Origin of the sequence: Mesorhizobium sp. M0698, assembly GCF_040320455.1 — a bacterium.
Classification (GTDB): Bacteria; Pseudomonadota; Alphaproteobacteria; order Rhizobiales; family Rhizobiaceae; genus Mesorhizobium.
In genome coordinates, this window is the sequence record NZ_JAMYPQ010000041.1 from 1 (window position 1) to 19544 (window position 19544).

Annotated in this window: 20 protein-coding genes and 1 pseudogene; 17 read left to right on the plus strand and 4 right to left on the minus strand. The window is 62.5% G+C overall.

What is annotated here, in order from left to right:
* Nucleotides 1-516: 516 nt before the first annotated feature.
* The 17 genes and pseudogenes from NKI16_RS32420 (at nt 517) to NKI16_RS32505 (ending at nt 16313) form a co-directional block, all read left to right on the plus strand.
* Entirely contained in the window at nt 517-1203 is a 687-nt protein-coding gene (locus tag NKI16_RS32420) for a HyaD/HybD family hydrogenase maturation endopeptidase (RefSeq protein ID WP_352572506.1), read from the plus strand.
* Nucleotides 1203-1535, plus strand: coding sequence for a HypC/HybG/HupF family hydrogenase formation chaperone (locus NKI16_RS32425; RefSeq protein WP_023679110.1), 333 nt, complete (start codon nt 1203-1205; stop codon nt 1533-1535). Before NKI16_RS32420 ends, NKI16_RS32425 begins: the two co-directional genes overlap by 1 nt.
* A gap of 4 nt (nt 1536-1539) precedes the next feature.
* A complete protein-coding gene (locus tag NKI16_RS32430) occupies nt 1540-1983 on the plus strand; it encodes a thioredoxin domain-containing protein (RefSeq protein ID WP_023679109.1) in 444 nt (147 codons plus the stop codon).
* Between the two features lie 25 nt (nt 1984-2008).
* Nucleotides 2009-2854 carry a hydrogenase expression/formation protein gene (locus NKI16_RS32435; protein ID WP_023679108.1) on the plus strand — a complete coding sequence of 282 codons (846 nt, stop codon included), beginning with the start codon at nt 2009-2011 and terminating at the stop codon, nt 2852-2854.
* Nucleotides 2851-3072 (plus strand): rubredoxin, encoded by a 222-nt coding sequence (locus NKI16_RS32440; RefSeq protein WP_023679107.1) that lies wholly within the window; start codon nt 2851-2853, stop codon nt 3070-3072. Before NKI16_RS32435 ends, NKI16_RS32440 begins: the two co-directional genes overlap by 4 nt.
* Before the next feature lies 1 nt (nt 3073).
* The gene (hybE, locus tag NKI16_RS32445) at nt 3074-3652 is read left to right on the plus strand and encodes a [NiFe]-hydrogenase assembly chaperone HybE (protein WP_023679106.1); all 579 of its coding nucleotides are present in this window, start codon (nt 3074-3076) and stop codon (nt 3650-3652) included.
* A complete protein-coding gene (locus tag NKI16_RS32450) occupies nt 3649-4782 on the plus strand; it encodes a hypothetical protein (RefSeq protein WP_023679105.1) in 1134 nt (377 codons plus the stop codon). The genes hybE and NKI16_RS32450 overlap by 4 nt, the downstream gene beginning before the upstream one ends.
* A complete protein-coding gene (gene hypA, locus NKI16_RS32455) occupies nt 4782-5123 on the plus strand; it encodes a hydrogenase maturation nickel metallochaperone HypA (RefSeq protein ID WP_023679104.1) in 342 nt (113 codons plus the stop codon). Before NKI16_RS32450 ends, hypA begins: the two co-directional genes overlap by 1 nt.
* The gene (gene hypB, locus NKI16_RS32460) at nt 5123-6001 is read left to right on the plus strand and encodes a hydrogenase nickel incorporation protein HypB (protein WP_023679103.1); all 879 of its coding nucleotides are present in this window, start codon (nt 5123-5125) and stop codon (nt 5999-6001) included. Before hypA ends, hypB begins: the two co-directional genes overlap by 1 nt.
* A complete protein-coding gene (locus NKI16_RS32465) occupies nt 6001-6246 on the plus strand; it encodes a HypC/HybG/HupF family hydrogenase formation chaperone (protein WP_023679102.1) in 246 nt (81 codons plus the stop codon). Before hypB ends, NKI16_RS32465 begins: the two co-directional genes overlap by 1 nt.
* Nucleotides 6243-7388, plus strand: a complete 1146-nt coding sequence (hypD, locus tag NKI16_RS32470; protein WP_352924526.1) for a hydrogenase formation protein HypD — start codon at nt 6243-6245, stop codon at nt 7386-7388. Before NKI16_RS32465 ends, hypD begins: the two co-directional genes overlap by 4 nt.
* Complete coding sequence (gene hypE, locus NKI16_RS32475) at nt 7388-8437, plus strand: hydrogenase expression/formation protein HypE (protein ID WP_023679100.1); 1050 nt, start codon at nt 7388-7390, stop codon at nt 8435-8437. Before hypD ends, hypE begins: the two co-directional genes overlap by 1 nt.
* Nucleotides 8438-8439: 2 nt before the next feature.
* Entirely contained in the window at nt 8440-10203 is a 1764-nt protein-coding gene (locus NKI16_RS32480; RefSeq protein WP_352924528.1) for an enoyl-CoA hydratase-related protein, read from the plus strand.
* On the plus strand, nt 10200-10778 hold the full coding sequence (locus NKI16_RS34195; protein ID WP_023679098.1) for a response regulator: 579 nt from the start codon (nt 10200-10202) through the stop codon (nt 10776-10778). Before NKI16_RS32480 ends, NKI16_RS34195 begins: the two co-directional genes overlap by 4 nt.
* The gene (gene hypF / locus NKI16_RS32495) at nt 10778-13114 is read left to right on the plus strand and encodes a carbamoyltransferase HypF (RefSeq protein WP_352611125.1); all 2337 of its coding nucleotides are present in this window, start codon (nt 10778-10780) and stop codon (nt 13112-13114) included. The genes NKI16_RS34195 and hypF overlap by 1 nt, the downstream gene beginning before the upstream one ends.
* Nucleotides 13115-13382: 268 nt before the next feature.
* A pseudogene (locus NKI16_RS32500) lies at nt 13383-15064 on the plus strand (ISL3 family transposase).
* A gap of 283 nt (nt 15065-15347) precedes the next feature.
* Nucleotides 15348-16313 (plus strand): glycosyltransferase family 10 domain-containing protein, encoded by a 966-nt coding sequence (locus NKI16_RS32505; RefSeq protein ID WP_198023618.1) that lies wholly within the window; start codon nt 15348-15350, stop codon nt 16311-16313.
* 137 nt (nt 16314-16450) lie between these two features.
* Here NKI16_RS32505 and NKI16_RS32510 read toward each other — a convergent pair whose 3' ends face one another.
* From NKI16_RS32510 to NKI16_RS32525, 4 genes are all read right to left on the minus strand, one after another.
* On the minus strand, nt 16451-16804 hold the full coding sequence (locus NKI16_RS32510) for a hypothetical protein (RefSeq protein ID WP_023679095.1): 354 nt from the start codon (nt 16802-16804) through the stop codon (nt 16451-16453).
* A 198-nt stretch (nt 16805-17002) separates the two neighbouring features.
* Nucleotides 17003-17368, minus strand: a complete 366-nt coding sequence (locus NKI16_RS32515) for an ATP-binding protein (RefSeq protein WP_352579643.1) — start codon at nt 17366-17368, stop codon at nt 17003-17005.
* Nucleotides 17256-17489 carry an ATP-binding protein gene (locus NKI16_RS32520; protein ID WP_348625942.1) on the minus strand — a complete coding sequence of 78 codons (234 nt, stop codon included), beginning with the start codon at nt 17487-17489 and terminating at the stop codon, nt 17256-17258. The genes NKI16_RS32515 and NKI16_RS32520 overlap by 113 nt, the downstream gene beginning before the upstream one ends.
* A gap of 243 nt (nt 17490-17732) precedes the next feature.
* Nucleotides 17733-18917, minus strand: a complete 1185-nt coding sequence (locus NKI16_RS32525; RefSeq protein WP_352571661.1) for a glycosyltransferase family 9 protein — start codon at nt 18915-18917, stop codon at nt 17733-17735.
* Nucleotides 18918-19544: the final 627 nt, after the last annotated feature.

Here is a 19544-nt window from a genome sequence, read left to right on the forward strand (position 1 = left end):
CGCCCCCCGCCCGCCCGCCCCCGGCCGCGCCCCGCCCGCCCCCCGCGCCCCCCCCGCCCCGCCCGCCCCCCCCCCCCCCCCCCCCCCCGCCCCCCCCCCCGCCCCCCCCCCCCCCCCGGCTCTTTTCTTCAAGACGGGTTGCCTTCAAGTCGATCCACACTTCGTCTCGGCTTGCCTCGACACCTCTCCTCCGTTCGACGGGGAGAGGAAGTGCCAACCGCAACGCCCGGCGCCCTTCCTCTATCCCTTTCAGGGCAAAGGTGCGGAGCGAGGCGGAGTGGGGAGGGCGAGTGAACGCAAACTTTCCATCGGCCTGGAATTCGGTTCTCAGTCCGGCCGTTGCCGTATCCGTCAATGGAAGGATACTTTCCGTTTGTGCGGTAAAATCGTCATCGCGCTTTCCATACGCGTCGTTCGCTATCCAGAGATCAACCTATTTCGCAACCATTTGCCGGCCCCCGGCCAATTGGCCCGCCTCTTGCTGCTGGAAGAAAAAGGTCGAAAGGAGGCTTCCCAATGAACGACGCGCCACGGGTGCTCGTGCTCGGCATCGGAAATCTGCTATGGGCCGACGAGGGCTTCGGCATCCGCGTGGTGGAGGAGTTCCACCGGCTCTGCGAAACGGCGGACAACGTCCGGGCCATGGATGGCGGCACGCAGGGCATCTACCTCCTCCAACATATCCGCGAGGCCGACATCCTCGTGGTGTTCGACGCGGTCGACTACGGCTTGGCGCCCGGCACGCTGAAGCTCGTCGAAGGCAGCGAGGTGCCGGCCTTCCTCGGTGTGAAGAAGATTTCGCTCCACCAGACTGGCTTTCAGGAAGTTCTCGCCATGGCCGAGATGATGGGTGACTATCCCGCCCATCTCCTTCTCGTCGGCGTGCAACCGGTCGAGCTGGACGACTACGGCGGCAGTCTCCGGCCCGCGGTGAAGGCTCAGATCGAGCCTGCAATCGAGATCGCCATCGAGTGGCTCGCCTGGCTCGGCGCGACGATCGCCAAGCGCACCGAACCGCTGGCCGAAGAAGAGACGCTCGCCTCGCGCGAAATGCGCATCGGCATCTACGAGAGCGGTCGACCCCGACCGGAAGAGGCCTGTCGTCACGGCGCGCGGCTTCTCGAGAATGGTGCCTTCGCTGGTCCGGCGAATTTCGAGTGCGAGGTCGACGCGCTTTTGCAATCGTCTGGAAGGCAGGGCTGATGTGTGTCGGCGTTCCCTTCCAGGTGGTTGAATGCAGCGGCGGCATTGCCCTGTGCACCGGTCGCAGCGGCACGCGGCGCCTCGATATGACCCTGGTGGGCGACCAGCCAGCGGGTACGTGGATACTCGCCTTCCTCGACACCGCGCGCGAGACTGTCACTGCCGAGACGGCGCGCCTGATCGCCGACGCGATCGAAGCGACGGAGCGTGCGCTCGCCGGCGACACCGACCTCGACCACCTCTTCGCCGACCTGGTCGGCCGCGAGCCGCAACTGCCGGAGCATTTGCGGCCGGGGCAAGCCCTTTCACCGCAAGGCACGGAGGACGCCTGAGTCCATGTTTTCACCCGTTCTCACCATGATGATGGAGCGCCACCGCATCCCGGTGGTTGACGAGGCGAACATCGACGCATTCGCCGAGGCCCACGACCTCACCGCGCTGTTTTTTCCCGGTGACTGGTTGCGGCTCGCCGAGAGCAACGATGTGGCGGTGATCCTCCCGGAGCTGGTGCAGGCCTTCCAGGGCGTGTTCAAGCCCGCCGTGGTATCGCGCGAGAGCGAACGCGAGCTGCAAAGCCGCTATCGCTTCGACGCCTTCCCGGCGCTTGTCTTCCTGAGGAACGGCGAATATCTCGGCGCCATAAAGCGCGTGCTCGACTGGGAAGACTACCTCACTGAGATCGACGGCAAACTGAGGCGCGGGCCGAGCGCGCCGCCGCGTTTCGAGCTTCCCGAAGCCTGCGCGACCCACGACCGTCACGACCACGATCATTTCCAGTGAGCGAAAGCGGCCGGGAGGGCGCATCATGGCAGCATCGCTATTCGGCGGCATCGGGCCGGGTTCACAGCCGAGCGAAGGGGACGGCAGCGACTTGCAGTATATGGAAATGCCGAAGGGCATGGCGACCTCTGCGTCACCCATGTTGCCGGAGAAGGAAAATGTCGCCGGGCTCGAAGCTGCTTTGGCGGTGCTCTCCGCGCTGGCTGAAAGCCTCGGCCGGTCCTCGCCGGATTGCGAAAACGCGGTGCATGATCTTTCCGGCCTCGACGACGCCAATCTTGCGCTGATCGACCAGGCGCTGGGCGAGGGCGAGGTCTTGATCATCTGCGGCGACGACCTGAAGGCTCAGGAGTCGGTGCTCGCCGGTATCTGGCGCGTGCGCCAGACCGGAACGGATGGCAGGCTCGTGCGCGATTTCGTCGAGGTCGGCGCCTTTCCCTCGGCCGTGCTGGAGAGGGCCTTCGCCGGCTGCCGCAATACGCTCGCTGCGCCGGCGACCTATCCGACGGGCGTCTTCAACGCGCCGCCGCTGATTTCGGAGCTCAATGGCCGCATCCCGCTCGTCGGGCCCGACGTCGGGCCGCACGCCATAAACCTGTCGCTGCTGCCGCACACTGAAGAGGACTTGACCTTCCTCGACGGCCTGCTTGGCCACGGGCCGGTGGTCGTGCTGTCGCGTGGCTACGGCAATTGCCGCGTGACCACGACGGGGACGCGCGGCGTCTGGTGGGTGCGCTTCTTCAATTCGACCGACGATCTCATCCTCAACACGATCGAGGTCACGGCCTTGCCGGGGGTGGTCCGCGCTGCGCCCGAGGATATTGCGGACAGCCGCCAGCGGCTCCTCGAAATCCTGGAGGTCTACCGGTGAACGACTCCTTCTTTGCCGGTTCATATGGCGGCGACAATGCCAAGATCGGCCCGATGTCGCGGCTCGAATGCAGGATTTGCTGGCATGTCTACGACCCGGCTGAGGGCGACGACTACTGGCAGATCCCGCCCGGCACGCCCTTCGCCGAACTGCCGGCCAACTGGAGCTGCCCCACCTGTGACGGCTCCAAGCAGGGCTTCATGGTCGTGAGCGATTGACATGGATCATTCGCAAGCCGTCGCTGCCCATCTAGAGTTCGTGTTTCAGCGGATCGAACGGACGGCCATGGCAGGAATTCCGATCCTCAATCCGGCGCTTTGCGTCAGCGCGGTGGGCGTGCGGCAGTGGCAGGGCAAATGGCTCGCGGTTCTTGTCACGCCCTGGTTCATGAACCTCGTGCTTCTACCATTTGGCGACGGGCAAGCGCGCCCGCGCGTGCCTACGGGCACGAAGGAGCATGCATCATTCCCGGCGGGCCGGTTCGAGTTCTTCCGGGCCTATGAAGAGGAGCTCGGCTGCTACCGCATGTGCTCGCTGTTCTCGCCGATGTTCGAATTCGCCGACCAGGAGAGTGCGCAAGAGGCCGCGCGGCAGGTGCTTGCGGAACTGTTCAACCGTGAGGCGGAAGAAGACGAAGACGGCGAGATGATCCGTGTCTGGGAAGGCCGGCTACCTGAGGAAGAGGCAAGCGCGTTGGACGAGGTTGAGACAGCCGGAACACCCGCGAGCTCCCAGCCGGCGAAATTGACCCGCCGCTGGCTGTTCGGTTTGGGCGACAAGGAGGAGACCGCTGCATGAGCGTTGATGGCCGCGTCTCCATCGATCTCGTCTGCGATGGCGGTCGCGTTATGGAAGCCATCGTCACGCCGCCGCGCCCGGTTGCGCTTGGCCCGATCGTGCGAGCCCGGCCGGTGACGGAGGTCATCTCGGCGATCGGTTCGCTGTTCAGTGTCTGTAGTATTGCGCAGTCGGCGGCGAGCGTTGAGGCAGCCGAGGCGGCCCTGGAGATCGGGACGGACCGGCGCACGAAGCAAGCGCGGCGGCTTCTTGTGCTTACCGAAACGCTGCGCGAGCACCTGCTGCGCATTGGCTTGGATACTGCCAGTCTCGCGGGCGAGCCTGCCGACGGTAAAACCCTGCGCCGGTCTATGCGCCTGCCGCAGCGCCTCAAGCAGGCACTTTTTCCAGGCGGGAATGCGTTCGTTCCCGGCGTGTGCGTGGGGATTCCGGGCGCGGACGCTGCCGAAACGGCCGCCGAAGCGAGCCATCTAACGCAGTCCGTGGTCTACGAAGGCGAAAAGCCGCTTGGCGAGATGGATCGCGATGCCTTCGCGCAGTGGGCTATGGAGCGCGGCACGATTGCGGCCCGTCTCATCGCCCCGGTCTTGGCAAGGGGCTGGGCGATGATAGGCCACCCCGAAACGACAAACGGGGGAAACGAACATTTGCCGAAGGAAACGTCGGCCGACACGAGCTGCCTCGCCAGGCAGGCTGGTGCGCCGCTCGTTCGCGCTTTCCTTTCCGAAAACGGTGGAGCCGGCCTGGCCGCGCGGCTGGCTGCCCGCGTGGTCGAGGCATCGACGCTGCCGGCGCAGATCGCCGGAGGGCTCGCGGCCCTGCGGGATGTCGCGGAGGGGTCCGAAGTGCCTACGCGCGAAGTCTTTCGCGACGAGAACGGGGGCCGCTCTGCTACTGCCTTCGCCGAGGCAGCACGCGGCCGGCTGGAACATCGGATTGTTTTGAACGACGACCGAATCGCCGACTACGCCATCACGGCTCCGACCAGCATTCATTTCGCCGAGAGCGGCATTGCCGCGAGCTCGCTTTCGGCGCTCGCTGCATCCAGACGTGAAGATCTGGCGGTCCAGGCCGATCTCCTGGTCCGGGCCATCGACCCCTGCGTCGGCTACGATATCAGGCTCCGCTGATGCACGAGATGGCGATATGCGAGAGCGTCCGTGGCATCATCGAGGAAGAGGCCGCGAGACAGGATTTTCGGAAGGTGGGCCGCGTCTGCATGGAAATCGGGCGGCTATCCGCTGTCGAGGTCGAGGCGCTGAAGTTCGGCTTCGATGTCGTCATGCGTGGCTCTCTGGCGCAAGACGCAAGGCTGGAAATCGTCGAGACGGAAGGCAGGGCCTGGTGCATGCCTTGCGGCCAGAGCGTGCCGATCGCGGCACGCTTTGATCCATGCCCGGACTGCGGAAGCCATCAGCTGCAGGTGACCGGCGGCCAAGAAATGAAGATCAGGGAATTGGAGGTGAGCTGATGTGCACTATTTGCGGATGCGGCGAGGGCGCCGTCCGGATCGAGGGCAAGGCGCATGGCCATCACCATCATCACGGCCACGATCATGATCACCACCACGATCATGATCACGGCCCCCATCATGACGATCATGTGCACGATTGTGGCTCGGGCCCCGGTGGCACCCGTGCGCCGGGCATGAGCCAGGCGCGGATGGTCAAGCTGGAAAAGGATATCCATTCCAAGAACAACGAGTATGCCGATGCGAACAGGAAAATGTTCGCCGAGCGCGGCGTGCTTGCGCTCAACCTCGTCTCCAGCCCCGGCTCTGGCAAAACGACGCTGCTTTGCCGCACGATCGAGGCACTGAAGGGCAAGTTGCCGATCGCCGTGATCGAGGGCGACCAGCAGACTTCCAATGATGCCGACCGCATCCGCGCCACCGGCGCGCCCGCGATCCAGGTCAACACCGGCAAGGGCTGCCACCTCGACGCGCATATGGTCGGCCATGCCGCAGATCACCTCGACCTTGCCGAAGGAGGCCTGCTCCTCGTCGAAAACGTGGGAAACCTCGTCTGTCCGGCGGGCTTCGACCTAGGCGAGGCACACAAGGTGGTGGTGCTCTCAGTCACCGAGGGAGAGGACAAGCCATTGAAATATCACGACATGTTCGCCGCCGCCGATCTCATGATCCTCAACAAGACTGACCTGTTGCCGCATCTCGACTTCGACGTGGAGGCCTGCATCGCCAACGCCCGAAAGGTGAACCCGCGGATCAAGGTGCTGAGGGTTTCCGCGCGCACGGGCGAGGGGATGTCGGACTGGACGGCCTGGATCGGCGCGGTCCGCGCCATGGCGCTAGTCGGCCATCGGCGGGCGGCCGAGCTCGGAGCAGCCTGATGTGCCTGGCCATTCCCGCCCGCGTCGTTGAACTGCTCGATGACGACATGGCCGTGGTCGCGTTCGACAGGGTCACGAAGCGCATCTCATTGGCTTTGGTGGCAGACGTTTCGCTTGGCGATTTCGTGCTCGTCCATGTCGGTTATGCGCTCCACAAGGTGAGCCCCGAGGAGGCCGAGCGCACGCTGCAGCTGATGGCCGAAGCGGGCGTGCTGGAGGAGGGGCTGGAGGAGATTTCGGCGTGAAATATGTCGACGAATATCGCGACCAGGAGCTTGCGAAGACCATCGCCGGCGCCATCGCGATCGAGGCTGATCCGGAAAAGAGCTACCATTTCATGGAGTTCTGCGGTGGGCACACGCATGCGATTTTTCGCCACGGCGTGCAGGACCTGATGCCGCAGAACGTGCATTTCGTGCACGGACCCGGATGCCCCGTTTGCGTGCTTCCCATCTCTCGCCTCGACGATGCGGTGGAGCTCGCCGAGCGGCACGGGGTCATCCTTTGCACCTACGGCGACATGATGCGCGTGCCGAGCACCAAGCAACGCAGCCTGATCCGCGCCAAGGCGGACGGAGCGGATGTCCGCATGGTCTATTCAACGCTCGATGCCCTAAAGATCGCGCGTGAAAACCCCGAGCGGCAAGTCGTCTTCTTCGCCATCGGTTTCGAAACCACGACGCCGCCGACGGCCGTCGCGATCAAGACGGCGCAAGCCGAGGGGTTCAAGAATTTCAGCGTGTTCTGCAACCATGTGCTCACGCCGGCCGCGATCTCTCACATTCTTGAATCGCCGGAAGTGCGGGAACTGGGCATCGTCAAGATTGACGGGTTTCTGGGACCTTCGCACGTCTCCTCCGTGATCGGCTCGCAGCCATATGAATTCTTTGCCGAGGAATTCCAGAAGCCGGTTGTCATCGCCGGCTTCGAACCGCTGGACGTCATGCAGTCCATCCTGATGCTGATCCGGCAGGTCAATGAAGACCGGCACGAGGTCGAGAACGAATATACCCGCGTCGTGACCGAGGAGGGCAACCTCAAGGCGCAGGCACTGGTGAGCGAGGTCTTCGAGCTGCGCAAGACCTTTGACTGGCGCGGCCTCGGCACCGTGCCCTACAGCGCCCTGCGCATCCGCGACGCTTATGCCGATTTCGACGCCGAGAAGCGTTTCGAGCTGTCGGTCAAGGCTTCGCGCCAGGTGAAGTCCTGCGAATGCCCTTCGATCCTGCGCGGGGTGAAGAAGCCGACCGACTGCAAGCTGTTCGGCACCGTGTGCACGCCGCAGAACCCGATTGGCTCATGCATGGTCTCCTCCGAAGGCGCCTGCGCGGCCTACTGGACCTATGGCCGTTTCCGCGAGCCGAAGCTGTTGGAGGCGGCGGAATAATGAGCGCGAACGATCCCAGCCTAGCCGTCACCACCTCGTCGGTCCGCGGCGCGGTGGACATGACGCATGGCGCGGGCGGCCGCGCGATGGCCGAGCTGATTCGGGATATTTTTCAAAGACATCTGGCCAACGAGTTCCTGGCCCAGGCTAACGACGCGGCCCTGCTCGGCACCGTCTGCGGACGCCTGGTGATGGCAACGGACGCGCATGTCATCTCGCCTCTGTTCTTTCCGGGCGGGGATATCGGAGCACTGGCGGTCCACGGCACGATTAACGACGTCGCCATGATGGGCGCGCGGCCGCTCTGGTTGTCCGCGTCCTTCATCCTGGAGGAAGGTTTTCCGTTGGCCGAACTGGAAAGAATAGTTGTTTCAATGGCTTTTGCCGCCCGGGAAGCAGGCGTACCCGTGGTTACGGGCGACACCAAGGTGGTGGAGAAGGGCAAAGGCGACGGCGTTTTCATCTCCGCGACCGCTGTTGGCGTGCTGGCGGACGGCACAGACATCTCCGGAAGCAATGCCCGGCCGGGCGATGCAATCCTTGTCTCCGGCACCATGGGCGACCACGGAGTCGCAATCCTGTCGAAGCGCGAACACCTTGATTTTGAAACGGAAATTATCTCCGACAGCCAAGCTCTGCACGATCTGGTGGCGGCGATGCTTGGCTCCGTTCCTGGTATCCGGGTGTTGCGTGACCCCACGCGCGGCGGACTGTCGGCGACGCTGAACGAAATCGCGCAGCAGTCCAAGGTCGGAATGGTAATCCGGGAAGCGGCGGTTCCGGTGAAGCCGGAGGTCGCGGCGGCGTGCGAACTGCTCGGCCTCGACCCGCTGAATGTTGCCAACGAAGGCAAGCTGATCGCCATCTGCGTGGCGCAAGACGCGAAGACTTTGCTCGCCGAGATACGCGCTCATCCCATGGGCCGGGATGCCGCAATCATTGGCGAAGTCGTCACAGACCAGCATGCGCTGGTGCGGATGAAAACGAGACTTGGCGGTATGCGCGTGGTCGACTGGATCGCCGGGGAACAGCTCCCGAGGATCTGCTGAAGATGCGCATTCTGCTTCTCGTCACCGCCTTCAACGCCTTGAGTCAGAGGATTTTCGTGGCGCTTGGCGAGCACGCACACGAGGTCTCGGTCGAGATGGACGTCAACGACGAGCGGACCATGGAGGCGGTAGATTTGTTTCGGCCGGACCTCGTTATTGCCCCGTTTCTGAAGCGGGCAATCCCGAAAGAAGTCTATGAAAATCGATGCTGTATGATCGTTCACCCAGGCATCGTCGGCGACCGCGGCCCCTCCGCGCTGGACTGGGCGATGGTGGACGGGGCGACGCAGTGGGGTGTCACGGTGCTGGAAGCGGCGGCCCAAATGGATGCGGGGCCGGTCTGGGCGAGCGCCACCTTCGCGATGCGAAAGGCGACGAAATCGAGCCTCTACAGCAACGAGGTGACCGACGCGGCGGTGACGGCGGTGCTCGAAGCGATCGCGCGGTTCGAGCAGGGCGAAAAGCCGATTGCCCTGGAAGAACAATCTGTAGCGCCGCTGGGCCGGTGGCGGGACGCGATCAAACAGGCGGACCGGCGGATCGATTGGGCTGCCGACACGACCGAAACGGTGCTGAAGAATATCGCAGCAGCCGACGGCGCGCCCGGCGTGCGGGACGAACTTTTCGGCGAAACGGTCTTCCTTTTCGACGCGCGAGACGCACGTGAACCAGGGGGTGACTTGCCTCTCGCGCGGGGTGAACGGGGCAAGATATCGCTCCCCGAGCCGGGAGTGGTCGCCGCCAGAAGCGGGCCGGCGATCGCCATCGTCACCGGCGACGGCGCGTTGTGGATCGGCCATGTCCGGCATCCCAATTCGCCACACCCGTTCAAGCTGCCGGCGACCATGGTCTTCGCGAAGGAAGTTGCAGACCTGCCGGAGATCCCGCTCAATTCACCGGGCGGTTATCAGGACATCATCTACGAAGAAGAAGCTGCGGTCGGCTATCTGCACTTCCCCTTCTATAACGGTGCAATGGGAAAGGACGCCTGTCGAAGACTTTTGGACGCTTATACAAAAGCGACGGAGCGTCCGACCAGGGCGATCGTGCTGTGCGGAGGGCCGCAGTTCTGGTCCAACGGGCTCGACCTCAACCGGATCGAGGCGGCCGACAGCGCGGCCGACGATTCCTGGGTCAACATCAATGCCATCGACGACCTCGCCGATGCGATCATCCGCACGACAAGCCACATCACCGTAGCAGCGCTTGCCGGAAATGCGGCAGCGGGCGGCGTGTTTCTCGCCCGCAGCACCGACCAGCTCTGGATGCGCTCGAGCGTCATCCTCAACCCGCATTACAAGGACATGGGCAATCTCTACGGCTCGGAGTTCTGGACCTATCTCCTGCCGAGCTGCTGCGGGACTGAGAATGCCCGCCGGATCGCGGCAGCGCGCCTGCCGATGGGCGCGAAGGAGGCGCTGAATCTGAATCTGGCCAACCGGGTGTTCGCGGGGGCAAGCGAGCTGTTCACGGCGCAAGTGAGGGCGTCGGCTGCCGCGCTGGCCGGGAGCGAAGAGTTTCCGGGGTTGCTCGCCGAAAAACAAGCCCGGCGCGCAGCCGACGAGGCGGCCAAGCCGCTTTGCGCCTATCGCGAGGAGGAGCTTTCGCGGATGCGCCGCAATTTCTATGGCTTCGACCCAAGCTACCACGTCGCGCGGCATAATTTCGTGCACAAGGTGCCGAAGTCGCGCACCCCAGTGACGATCGCCCGCCACCGCGACGTCGCCTGGCAGGCCGGCCGGGAGGGAAGGAAAAGGGCATCGTGAGCGACCTGCCGGGCATATTGATCGTCGACGACGAAATCCGCTCGCTGGAGGCGCAACGGCGCGTCCTGAGCGAGGATTTCGATGTCCACGTAGCCAGCGACACCAAGGCCGCCAGCTCGATCCTGGAGATGGAATGGATCCAGATCATCCTGTGTGACCAGCGCATAGCCGGCACCTGCCGCACCGAGTTCCTGAAGCAGGCGCGCACCCGCTGGCCGGACATCGTGCGCATGATCATCTCGGGCTACACCGACGCGCATGACACCATCGACGGCATCAACGAGGCCGGCATCTACCAGTACATCACCAAGCTCTGTCATCCGGAAAACCTCACGCTCACGCTGAAGAACGGGGTGCAGCTCTTTCTCCAGATCGCGGTTCGTCGCCGCCACCACGCGCAGATCGACCTGCTCTACGCATTGCAGAACTTTTCGCCACGCGACTGGGCCGGCAATCGTGGCCCGCTGGAGCTGGCGCTCGAAGGTGCGCCGGTGCGGCTCGGCGAGACCGAGCCGGTTGCAGTCCAGCACATCGTGCGGTCGTTGGACCCGTGCATAGTGTGCACGGTGCGCTGATGGGCCCGCCGCTCGCCGAGCCCGCAGTGGAGGGACGCCTGGTCCGGGTGACGGGGCTGGTGCAAGGCGTCGGCTTCCGGCCGACAGTGTGGCGCATCGCGACCGCTATGGGGCTATCGGGTCACGTCCGCAACGATGCTGCAGGCGTGGAGATCGCGCTGTGGTGCAGCGATGCCGAGTTCGAGACCTTCGCGGACAGGCTAAAGGCGCAATGCCCGCCGTTGGCGCGGATCGACGGGATCGAGACGGCGACGCTTGAGGGGCCGCGGCCGGCGGGCGGCTTCGCCATAGCGGCGAGCGCGGGCGGGCGGGTGAAGACCGGCATCGTGCCCGATGCCGCCTGCTGCCTGGAATGTCTTGCGGAAGTGCTCGACCCCAAGGACCGGCGCTATTTCTACCCGTTCGCCAATTGCACGCATTGCGGGCCGCGTCTGTCAATCGTCAAGGCTATCCCCTATGACCGCCGCTCGACCGCTATGGCACGATTTTCGACCTGCGAGGAATGCCGGGCCGAGTATGAAAATCCGGCCGACCGCCGCTATCACGCCCAGCCGATCGCCTGCCCGGCCTGCGGCCCGCGCGTCTGGTTGGAAGGTCCAGACCACGTCGTGGTCGGCGGCGGCCCGCAGGCGGTGATCCGCGAGGCGGCGGCGCTGATCGGGGAAGGGCGGATCGTCGCGATCAAGGGCATCGGCGGGTTCCACCTCGCCTGCGACGCGACGGACGAAGCGGCGGTGGCGCAGCTGCGCGCCCGCAAGAAGCGCGACGGTAAGCCGTTCGCGCTGATGGCGCGCGACTTGGAGCAGCTTGCCGAATTCGCGGAGCTGTCGGGCGAGGAGCGCGTGGCGCTTGCCGCCCGAGCGGCGCCGATCGTGCTGGTGAAGCGCCGTGACAGCTGCGGCGTTGCGGCGGGCGTGGCGCCGCAGCACGAGCGGCTCGGTTTCATGCTGCCCTACACGCCGTTGCATCATCTCTTGCTGCGGGCGCTGGACGGTCCGGTGGTGATGACCTCCGGCAATCGTTCGGGCGAGCCGCAATGCACGGACAATGACGAGGCGCGGCAGGAGCTTGCCGGGATCGCCGACTTCTGGCTGATGCACGACCGCGAGATTGTCAACCGGCTCGACGACAGCGTGGTGCGATTCGACGGGCACGGCATTTCGGTGTTGCGGCGCGCGCGCGGCTTCGCGCCGGAGCCGCTGGCGCTGCCGGCGGGCTTCGATGGCCCGGTCAGGGCGCTGGCTGCGGGCGGCGACCTAAAGGCCGCGTTCTGCCTGGCGGGCGACGGCAACGCGCTGCTGTCGCAGCATCTCGGCGACCTCGACGAGCTGAAGAACCAGAACGCGTGGAGGCAGGCGTTGGGGCTGTATCGAAGCCTGTTCGACACGAAGCCGGACCTCATTGTGGCCGACCGGAATCCGGGCTACCGTTCGACCCAGCTTGCCATGGAGCTTGCCCGTGAGACCGCGGCGAGGTTTGTGCAGGTCCAGCACCATCACGCGCATCTCGCCTCGTGCCTTGCCCAGCACGGCCGCGCAATCGACGCACCGCCGGTGCTGGGCATTATCCTCGACGGTCTCGGATACGGCGATGACGGCACGATCTGGGGCGGCGAGTTCCTGCTCGGCGGCTATCGAGGGTTCCGGAGGCTGGCATACTTCGAGCCGGTCGCCATGCCCGGCGGCGACAAGGCCAGCCTCGAGCCGTGGCGCAATGCCTATGCGCATCTGCGGGCGGCTTTCGGTCCGGATTTCCTGGCCAAGCTTCCTGCCGATCGGCCCTTCGTCCCCGCCTTGGCCGAAAAGCCGCTTCGGGTGCTGGACCGGATGATCGAGAGGGGCGTCAATGCTCCGCTTGCCTCCTCGGCGGGGCGGCTTTTCGATGCCTGCGCGGCAGTCCTCGGCATCTGTTTGGAGCGCCAGAGCTACGAGGGGCAAGCCGGCATGGAGATGGAGGCGCTCGCCAGCCCGTTCATGGATGCGGCCGAGGCTTGGCCAGCAACCTCGCGGAAGGGACCGGTTATCTCCTGGAAAGGTCTGTGGGAAGCGCTTCTTTGTGATCAGGCTTTGGGCGCCGAAACCGGGCTGATTGCTGCGCGCTTCCACAGGACGCTGATAGAGATCATCTCGCGGAAGGCCATCGGACTCACTAACGAAAACGGCGTCGGCACGGTCGCACTGTCCGGTGGCGCTTTCCAGAATCGGCTGCTGCTCAAAGGCGTACTTGCCGAGCTCACAGTCGCAGGATTGGAGGGGCTGGCGCACGTAAGCATTCCCGCAAACGACGGCGGTCTGGCGCTCGGCCAGGCAACGATCGGCCTAGCCCTTTCGCATTGAGACCAATCGTTGAAGAAAAAATATCAGCATCGTCCAAATAAGGCGCTGCGCATTGTGACGTGCGGCGGCCAGCTTTGCGCATTTCGTCCGGGCCGTGAGTGGCTGATCGCGTATGGCCGGGTAAAAGGACTAGCCAGGAATGATGCTCCGAGGGAATCGTCGAGGACGGGTACGCAGCCAAGGATCGTGTCGCTTGGCAGTTAATGGGGCTCTGCCTCACTTTGTGTGGTTCATTCGCCGTTGGCGAGGGATGCCGCTATGTGCGGGCATGCGAACGAAAACAAAATGGTCCCCCGGCCCAGGGGCTAAAATACGGGGTGTCGCGCTCACTGATGATGACAGTTGGCTTGTTTCCGCTGCCGGACCGGCGTTCGGCATTTTGCCCAGATTGCGGACGACGGACCCGAAGTCGGCATGGCTGGTCCAACCGCAGCCTTCAGAATCTGCCGGTCCAGGGCAAGACCGTGACGGTGAAGCCTCGGTTGAGCCGCTGGCGGTGCGCACATCAGAAATGTGAACGACAAACATTCACCGACCGTCTGCCGACGATTGCTTCCCCTTGGAGGGTCGCGGAGATTGTCGGTCTGCTCGGCCATAGCACCGGCGGCCGTCCCGGCGAGCGCTTGATGCGACGGCTCGGCATGCCGGTCTGCGACGACACTATCCTGTGGCAGCTGAAGCGAGATGCCGCGGTCGCTCACAGCAACTCCACCATTCGGGTCGTTGGCATCGATGACTGGAGCTGGCGGCGATCATGGCGCTACGGCACGATGATCGTGGACCTGGAGCGCCATTCGGTTGTCGACATCCTGGATGACAGAAGCGTGGCGAGTGCGTCGCAATGGCTAGAGCGGCACCCTTCCGTCGAGATCGTGAGCCGAGACCGATGCGGGCTCTATGCGCAAGCTGTTCGCGAGGGTGCACCGCAAGCGCGCCAGGTGGCTGATCGGTTCCATCTCATGTAGAAACTGCGGGTCGCAATCGAGGAGCAGATGAGCCTTTCGGGCCGCGCCACGGGGCCTGCATTGCTGCCCGATAAGGGTATCGGGAGCGCGCAAGTCGATCTGATGCAGGATGATCCGCACGTTGACGCAACGCATCGGCGCCGGGTGCGCCACGCTCATCGACAATCGCGGCAGACGGTGTTCGAAATGGTTCACGCCTTGCGCAAGGAAAGGGCTGTCCTGTTCCGAGATCGCCCGTCGTACCGGCTACGGCCGGCGCAGCATCGCCAAATGGCTGAATTTCGACACGCCACCCGACCGACGCAGGGCCGCGTCGAGCCGACGTCACCCTTATATTTCGAGGCGTTTCTTAGCCAGTCCTGGAGAGACGGCAATCGCTGCGGACGACACCTGTTCCACGATATCAAACAGCGCGGCTACACGGGCAGTTTCTCGAATCTGGAGCGGCTTCTCCCAAGCTGGCGCCGCGCCGAGAGGACGGGCGAGGACAGTGCGTCGCCTGCTTCGATCATACGCCATCAACCAGCCCGCGATGCTGTCCCCATCCAGGATCCGGCGACCGGCCATGTGATCTCGCCGGTAGTCGCCGCGGCCCTCTGCATGAAGGCCCGGGGTATGCTGACGATCAACCAGGCGAGAAAGGTCGACGTCCTGAAGCAAGGATCACATGAGTTTGCCACGATGCGCAGGCTTGCCATGCGCTTCCGCGGCATTTTGCGGGGCCTGTGAATTGGACAAGCTCGACACTTGGATCGAGGATGCCGTCAACTCCGGGCTCGTCGCCATCACGCGTTTCGCTCGGGTCCTACGCCGTGACGTTGACGCCGTTCGCAATGCCATTGAATTACGGTGGAGCAACGGCCAGGCGGAAGGGCAGATCAACCGCCTGAAGACGATCAAGCGTGCGATGTACGGCAGAGCGGGCTCCGAACTCCTTAGGGCACGCATGCTGCCACTCAACCGGCCTGATCACCACACAAAGTGAGGAAGAACCTGGTTAAGTGCAAAGCGACAATTGCCTCGACGGCGGGTCCCGGCAGGTTTATGCTGCCCAATGTTACCGCAATCCGGAATGGCGATTGAGTACCTTCACGAGTGAAGGGATTCCCGCGGTCTTAGAGATGAGTTGTCGAATGGCGCGAAGTCGCACAGAATCGTGTGTTTGATATCGATCAGGATCGCGAGCTATTTCAGGCGCAGAGAGGTGTTGCGCCCGATGCACAAGTTGCTCCCGGTCCAACGGAAGTGAATGGGGTGGAACTGCTTTGTTGGCCAAATTGTTGACGGAACGTCCGGCGCCCATTGTTGCTACATGTCTGGATTCTTGGGGCGTTTTGGATGATGCAATCCACCATCTCACTCCAAAGGGCAGTGGAATCTGGAACAATGTCGCTTTTGTACGCACGACATCCTTCGTGCCCGATTGGCATATCGTCTTTAACTCTGCTTCTCTTTTTGGGCTCCCTGTTGATATCGAGGCGAGCCCAAACAGGACAATTTTTGCAATCGGCGAACCGCCGACGAAAGCTCATCGCGCATTTCATGAAGGGCAGGGGAAAAATACTATCGTCCTGACGTCTGACGCAGAGCTGGCTGCTCGGCAGAATGCAGGGCGCCGATTCGTTTTGGCTCCACCTATCACTCGGTCTTGGTCTGTAAACAAGACATATGACCAACTTCTGGTCAGCGAAGTCGTGGACAAGCCGCTTCGGCTCTCATGGATTACCAGTAACATCGCCCTGCTTAAAGGGCATCGATATCGGCTGGCGTTTCTGGAACGGCTGAGAGAGGAGCTCGATTTTGACCTGTTCGGCCGAGGTTTTCGGCTGATTGGAGATAAATGGAACGCACTCGCACCTTACCGTTACAGTATAGCTTTCGAGAATACTCGTGCTGATTACTATTTTACAGAGAAGCTTATGGACTGCTTCGTTGCTGAAACAATGCCGATCTATTACGGCAGCCCGGCAATCACGAGGTTCTTCCCTTCGGACTCAATGGTTCTGATTGACCCAGAGGACAAGAACGTAATCCAAAAAATTCAAGAAATCATCAACTCGGACCTCTGGAAGGAGCGTCGCGGCGCAATACGAGAGGCGAAGCGGTTGGTCCTCGAGAAATACAATACGTTTGCTTATCTCGCGGGCTTCATCGAAAGCGTTCAGGATAAACCCTTACCGCCAGAAATTATACACATCGATTCGCCTGAGGTCGATTTTGGAATAGACGAATGAAGTACTCCAACGCTCGCTTCGCGTGCCCGGCGGTTGGTGGTCTGGCGAGATCGGTACGGAAAGCTCGGCGGAGAATGCCTACTGCGCAGAACGGCCGGTACGGGCGCACGAGGTCATGCGCCCCCGGCTGCCGCTGATTAGACGAACTGGGGAAGGCCAGGAACTGAATTGAGGACCTCGTCCACGAGTTCGTCGCCGACACGTTCCTTGGTGAAGGCGATCGTCTCGTTGGCGAGGCCGGCGATCTTTGCCATGCTGAGACCCTCACTCATCAATTGCTGGCCGAGCCCCATAAGGCCGCCACCCTCTGGGTCGTCGCCATGATACTTCGCTACTAATTCCGAAGCTCCCGGAATGGCCTCGATCATGCGGGCAACGGGACCGTCGGCCGCGTGGCTTTGCAGGAAACCCAGCATTAACCCAACGGCCTTCTCTGCGAGAGCCGGGCCGATGCCGGCACCAGTGGCGATGCGCGGTAAGAATTCTTCCATGCAGGGTCTCTCTCTCTTTACACGGGGCCGGTCCGGCGCCCAGCGCCCTTGGCCGAACCACAATTGAACTCCACAAAAATAGGCCGAGCGGAAGTGCTATTGCGCGTAAAACCGCCTCTGTCAACGCAAGCTGCGTCGGACGTGCGTATTTCGCAAAAACGAGACAGTCGTTCCGCTAAATCGGGGACAGCAGTTTCACTAATTCGCGGACAGCAGGATGGGGTCGGCGCTCGGTTGCCTGGTTGAAGTCATTTGCGATTGATTTCGCCGTTTTCGGCGCCGGTCAAGGGCGGCGGTGTTTTTTGCTTTCTCATGCTCGCCGATCATGGCGTGCCACTGGGCGATCGGCAGTTGGGCGGTGATCAGCGTTGATTTCCGGCGATAGCGTTCCTCGAAGATTTCCAGCAGATCGAGACGCTGCTGGTCGGTCAGGCTGTGGGTGCCCCAGTCGTCAAGGATGAGCAGTTGCACCCGAGCCAGCTTGTCGATGAGACGGGGAAAGCGGCCGTCGCGACGCGCCAGGGCGAGATCTTCGAACAGACGCGGCATGCGCAGGTAGAGCACGGAATGATTCGAGCCGGGCGGCCTGACGTCCGAAGGCGCAGGCCAGCCAAGTCTTTCCGGTGCCGGTCTGCCCGGTGATGACGAGGTTTTCATGCGCCTTCAGCCAGGCGCCTTGGGCCAGCTGTCGCTTGGCACTTAATTGGGGTCTCCCTCACTTTGTGTGGTTCATCTGCTGTTAGTGGCGCTGTCGCTATGGACGGGCATGCGAACGAAAACGAAATGGTCGCCCGGCCCAGGGGGTGACATCGCCACTGCGGTCCTTCGACCAAGTCGATTCAATTCTGAATTTCGGCCTTTAGATGTTTGTAGCGATTGAATCAGCGACCAAGATCCGGGCAATCGCGGTTATGGTGACCGCGAGCCACTAAGCTTGTGCCGTACCCTTACAATGATTCATCAAGGCGTTTACCTCGGCAATCACGAGATCCGGCGTGATGTCGAACTTGCATCGGACTTTGACCGGACAATGCCGCACTTGGTCCAGACCACACCCGCGACATTCAATAACACTCATAAGCATGCTGACCAGGGGACCTCGAAACCCCCAAATCTCCGGTAGATGTGACGCCGTGAAAATGCCGATAGTAGGGCGGCCAAGCTGGGCAGCGACATGCCCGGTGCCTGAATTGTTCGAAACGACGAGCGCGGCCGAATTCACGAGATAATTGAATTCCAATTCCGACAAGTCGACAGCCGTCCGAATGTTCGCGGCTCCACGATCCCGAGCTATGTTCGCAACCTCCTCAAGCGCTTCCAGGCATTCGCCACGGGCAACGAGGACCACCTCACCACGGGTCGAAAGAGCAGCGACAACTTTGCCAAAACTTTCAATCGGCCAATCTCGCAGGCTGGAATTGGAGAACGGAGCCACGACAATCGGGGCATTGCCTGTAGTCGAATTCTGTGGGTGACCCGCTCCGCTTTCGAAATAGGCAGCTGCCTTTGCGACCAGAAAGAGGAGGATTTCTGACACATGCTGGAGACGCACCTGCTTGCGGTCAATGAACCAATCAAGCCATCTACGAGGGATTTTGTTAGCAAGCCCTATTTTTTGGACCAGCTTGTAGAGGATGGTTCTGCGCAGTTTCAGATTGAATGGCGCTATCGCAATATCGATCTGATGCATGCTGTACGGATCAACTATCGCCGCACGGTGCCTGGCGGGGACTTCAAGCAAGATGGGCCTTGTTTCTTCCGGAACACGCATATCAATGGCAAGATCAAACTCGCCGGTCAGCAGCGGCCTTATGTCGGCGGCTTTTTTGCGCGTTTTGACTTTTGGGTTGCGAGGAAAAAAGTCAAAAGCAATGTGATCGTCGGCGAGGTCGAACTGTTTTGCAGTAGCGATGTTCCAGCTTCCCACCACCAGCGTAATGTGGGCATGCGCAAAACGCTGACGAAGGTCCTTTAGGGGCCCTAGAGACATCCAAAAGTCGCCGACATGATCAAGCTTGAGGACCAAAATTCTCATCCTTGCGCTTGACTGTTCCGGCTCTTCCCAGCTGCGGTATATAATTTGATTGCGGTCGTGCTTTGTAAAATATGCCATTGCCATTCCGAAGATTATACGGTCAACACTGATAGCCAGTGACGCGTGTGTAGGGTTGGAGTGCTCCCCACTTGTCCGCGTCTCCGCAAGAATTCTGCCATCAGATCCAAGCCGCGCTCCAGCAGGAGCTGTCGGGCGAAGTCTGCATCTCTAGCGGTGGTAGCGCGCCAAGAAGCCAGCTATGTCCCGACCCGCAATGTGAAGGGCTTCGTCACGGTCTTGCATGCAGTGAGTTCGAGAAACGCCGAGTAGACGGCGATCGCCAAGCCGCCGTCCCCAGATCTCGAGCATAACGGCAGTGGCCTCGCTCTTTGGTCGATGCTGATCCTGAATGAGACCGTCGCCGCCGGCGACGACATCGCCGGCCGGATTGACCGTCTCCGGCACGCCCTGTCGCTGTGGTCCCGCATCATGGTGGTTAACAAAGGACCCGCCGCAGGCGCTTTTTTCTGCGCGTCCGGGTCGTCCAACATGAAGTGGACGAATCAACCCTGTGATGAAGTCGAGCGCCGGGCCGCCGGGGGGGGGGGGGGGGGGGGGGGGGCACCCGTTTTTTGGGGCGCGTGGGTTGGGGGAGAGCGTTTACCGGGGGAGCGGGTTATTGTGGTGGGGCGGGTGATGGGAGGG